Origin of the sequence: uncultured Fretibacterium sp., assembly GCF_938040765.1 — a bacterium.
Taxonomy (GTDB): domain Bacteria; phylum Synergistota; class Synergistia; order Synergistales; family Aminobacteriaceae; genus CAJPSE01.
The window spans coordinates 1-3,724 of record NZ_CALIAA010000080.1; the positions used below are offsets into that span (position 1 = coordinate 1).

2 protein-coding genes are annotated in these 3,724 nt (G+C 64.8%); one reads left to right on the forward strand and one right to left on the reverse strand.

All coding sequences use genetic code 11. The annotated features are described in order from the left end of the window. On the reverse strand, nt 1-1,649 hold a 1,649-nt coding region (locus tag Q0176_RS02960; RefSeq protein WP_299299110.1), incomplete at its 3' end, for a DNA polymerase. A 614-nt stretch (nt 1,650-2,263) separates the two neighbouring features. Between Q0176_RS02960 and Q0176_RS02965 the strand changes: the two genes are divergently transcribed. Further along, the gene (locus Q0176_RS02965; RefSeq protein ID WP_299299112.1) at nt 2,264-3,625 is read left to right on the forward strand and encodes a GntP family permease; all 1,362 of its coding nucleotides are present in this window, start codon (nt 2,264-2,266) and stop codon (nt 3,623-3,625) included. The last annotated feature ends 99 nt before the right edge of the window (nt 3,626-3,724 follow it).

A 3,724-nucleotide genomic window follows, 5' to 3' on the forward strand; every position in this document is an offset into this window, starting at 1 on the left:
ATAAGCCGCGGGACCCCGCCGTTCGGCAGGGCCGCCAGCCCCTCCAGGACGGATGCGCTGGTGGAGAAAGCCGTCTTGCCCCTGGTCCTGGCTCCGCTGGGAAGCCCCAGGCGCTCGAACAGAAGCTCCGCGACCTGTTTGGGGGAGTTCAGGTTGACCGCCTCCCCCGCCTGCTCCGCGATCTCCCCCTCGATGGCGGCGATACGCGCCTCCAGCTCCGAACGAAGCGACTCGAACCTCTCGAAGTCCAGCCGAACCCCCGCCCTCTCCATCGCGACCAGCACGGGGATCAGAGGAAGGTCGAGCTCCTCCATCACCGTCCTGAGCCCCTCGTGACGGTCGATCTCGGCGTCGAGCCCCCGGGCCGTCTCCAGAAGCCTCAGGGCGGGCGGCGTCTCCCCCGGCAAGAGGGGCAAAAGGGTCGAGGGCGCGTGCGAGGCGAGGTCGGGATGCAGCAGGTAGTGGGCCGTCTTCAGGTCCCACACGCGCACCGTCCCGAACGGCACGTCAAAGCGCCCCATGAGCGTTTTGCAGTCGTCCGTGAGCGCCGTGCGAACGCCGCTGGTCAGGAGGCGCTCCAGGTCGGGGAGCCCCCCCTCGGCGAAGCGCCCGTCCGAGACGGCCGCCTGAAAACGGGGCTCCTCTTCCTTACCTGCCTCCTCTCCCCCGTCCAGGAGAACGACCCCGACCACCTCGGCCCCCATCAGGGCCTCGAGGGGGACGGGCACTCCGCGGACGGGAGGGGCTTCCCCTTCGGTCCCGGCCCGCCTCCCCTCCGCGTCCCAAACCTTTCGCTTCAGGCGTTCCGCGAGCTTCGACAGCCCCAGGCGCGCGCACAGCGACAGGGCCCGCTCCGGTTCCGGAGCGGCGGAGAGGCAGACATCGAGCTCGACCGGGACGTCGAGCCGCAGGCGGATGAGCTCGCGGCTCCGGAACGCGGAGTCCCGGCCCGCCTCCAGTTTTTTGCGGACCGCGGGACGGACCTCGTCCAGGGAGGCGAAGAGGCGCTCCAGGTTCCCCCACTGTCCGATCAGCTGCAGGGCGGTCTTCTCCCCCACGCCGGGGACGCCCGGAACGTTGTCCGCGGCGTCGCCCAGGAGCGCCAAGTAGTCCGGGACCGACTCGGGAGGGAAGCCGTGGTCCCGCTCGAAGGCGGCCGCATCGTACTCCGCCAGCGTCGTGATGCCCTTCATCGGGCGCATCATCGTCACGCCCTCGCCCAGGACCTGCTGGAGGTCCTTGTCGGAGGACAGGATCACGGCCCGCCGCCCCGCTCCGACGGCCGTCAACGCCAGGGACGCGATGACGTCGTCCGCCTCCACGCCCTCCACGGAGAGGACGGGATACCCCATCCGTTCCAGGAGCTCGCGCAGGAGCGGGACCTGCGGCTTGAACTCCTCGGGGGTCGGCCTGCGCTGTTCCTTGTACTGCGGAAAGGCCTCGTGCCGGAACGTCGGGCCGGGCGCGTCGAACACCACGGCGCAGCAGCCGGGGGACAGGTCCTCCTCCACCCGGGCCAGCATGTTCATGAATCCGGTGATCGCATTGGTCGGGGTCCCATCCGGGGCCGAGAGGGGCGGCACGGCGTAGAAGGCCCTGAAGGCCAGACCGTGCCCATCGACGATCAAAATTTTTCCCGTCTTTTCCATCGTTCACGAAAACCTCCTGGACCGCTCTCTCATCCTTGTAACACGGAACAGGGGTTTTGTAAAGGCAAGGACTTGCTTCCCAGAAACCTCAGGCAAAATTTTTCACGTGTGATTCAAGACAGGTTTTGCGTATTTTACGCTGGCCCTGACGGGTGCAAAGCAAGAGTTGGCTCGATCTAGGCAACAACGCACTTGATTTTTCACAAATAAGGCGCTTTTCATACGCACTACGCGGGATTGTCTTTCCCGATAACGCTGTGTGCGGGCGCTCCTCGTTATAAAATCCGGCTCCTCGCGTTTTTTAGCGGGTAGGCCTATCGGTAGCTTTCCTGCGATGAGGTAAATCATCGAGATGAGGTTCTCCTTGCTCCTGTAGCCCCTGGCCCTCGCCTTACAGGCCTGGATCAAAATGTTCCAAAGACATCATAACGGCAGCCTGTGATAAACCGCCCTCTCCTTGTAGCGAGGGGCTCCGAAAATACAGAAAAACGGCCTCAGGGTTCCGCTCCCGGCCGCTCCTCTTTTTGCGGGCGGAAAGCGCACGTGCTACAATTTCAAGCAACGCATCAAGACAGCCATACGCCCCACAACTATCGAAACAGAGGTGATGTTCCATGGCAGCAGGTTCCGTGCTTCTTCTGCTCCTTGCCGCAGCTATCGTCATTATGGTCTTCATGATATCGAAGCTCAAGATCCACCCGTTCGTCTCCCTCTTCGCCGTGGCGCTCTTCATGGGGCTGGTCTCGGGGCTGCCCCTCCTCCAGGTCACCGACACCATCGCCGCCGGTTTCGGGAACACATGCCGTTCCATCGGCATCGTCATTCTGTTCGGGACGATCATCGGCGCGATGCTCGAGGGCAGCGGAGGCGCCGTCACCATGGCGGACACCGTCCTTCGACACGTGGGCGAGAAGCGCCCGGCCCTGGCCATGAGCATCATCGGCTGGATCGTATCCATTCCGGTCTTCTGCGATTCGGGCTTCGTCATCCTCTCGTCCCTCAACCGCTCGATGGCCCGGCGCAGCGGGGCCAGGATGGCGACCATGGCCATCGCACTCTCCACCGGTCTTTATGCCACGCACACCCTGGTTCCCCCAACCCCCGGGCCCATCGCCGCCGCGGGGAACCTGGGGGCGGACCTCGGGCTCGTGATCCTCTGGGGGATCGTCGCATCCATTCCCGCGATGCTGGCCGGATACCTCTATGCCGTCACGGCCGGGAACCGGCTGGAGCTCGAGATGCCGGAGGGCGAAGACTGGAACGCCATGATTCAGAGGCACATCAGGCTTCCGTCCCCCGGACAGGCCTTCGCCCCGCTCATCCTACCCCTTATCCTGATCGCGCTGAGCTCCGCGGTCAACTACCCCGCCGTCCTCTCGATCATCGGAAAGGGCTCCGCGCTCCACACGGTGATCACCTTCGTCGGCAACCCCATGATCGCCCTCTTCGTCGGTCTGCTCCTCTGCATCCCGCTCGCCTCCTTCCGCAGGTTCAACGGAGAGGAGACCTGGAGCCACTGGCTCGCGAAGGGCGTCCGGGACGGGGCCTCGATCATCATGATCACGGCCGCGGGCGGAAGCCTGGGAGCCATCATCGCCGCCACGAAGGTCGGCGATTATATCGGGGCCCAGCTGGCCCGGTTCGACCTGGGGATATTCCTTCCCTTCATCATCTCCGCGGCCCTCAAGACCGCTCAGGGGTCCTCGACCGTCGCGCTGATCACGACCTCCACCATCACGGCCCCTCTCCTGTCCTCGCTTGGCCTGGGGTCCCCGATGGGCGCCGTCCTCGCCACCCTCTCGATCGGATGCGGCGCGATGGTGGTCTCCCACGCCAACGACTCCTATTTCTGGGTCGTGGCCCAATTCTCGGACATGGACATCGGAACGGCATACAGGGCACAGACCATCGCAACCCTCATCGAGGGGGTCGTAGGCGTGGCCGCCGTGTGGGGGCTCTCGCTGCTCCTGCTGTAAATCCAATCTCAGACCATCCGTGTGTTCCACGACGCAGGAGCGGCCCCGTACGGGGCCGCTCCTGCGTCGTGGAAACAAACCATTGACAGTCCTTGAGGC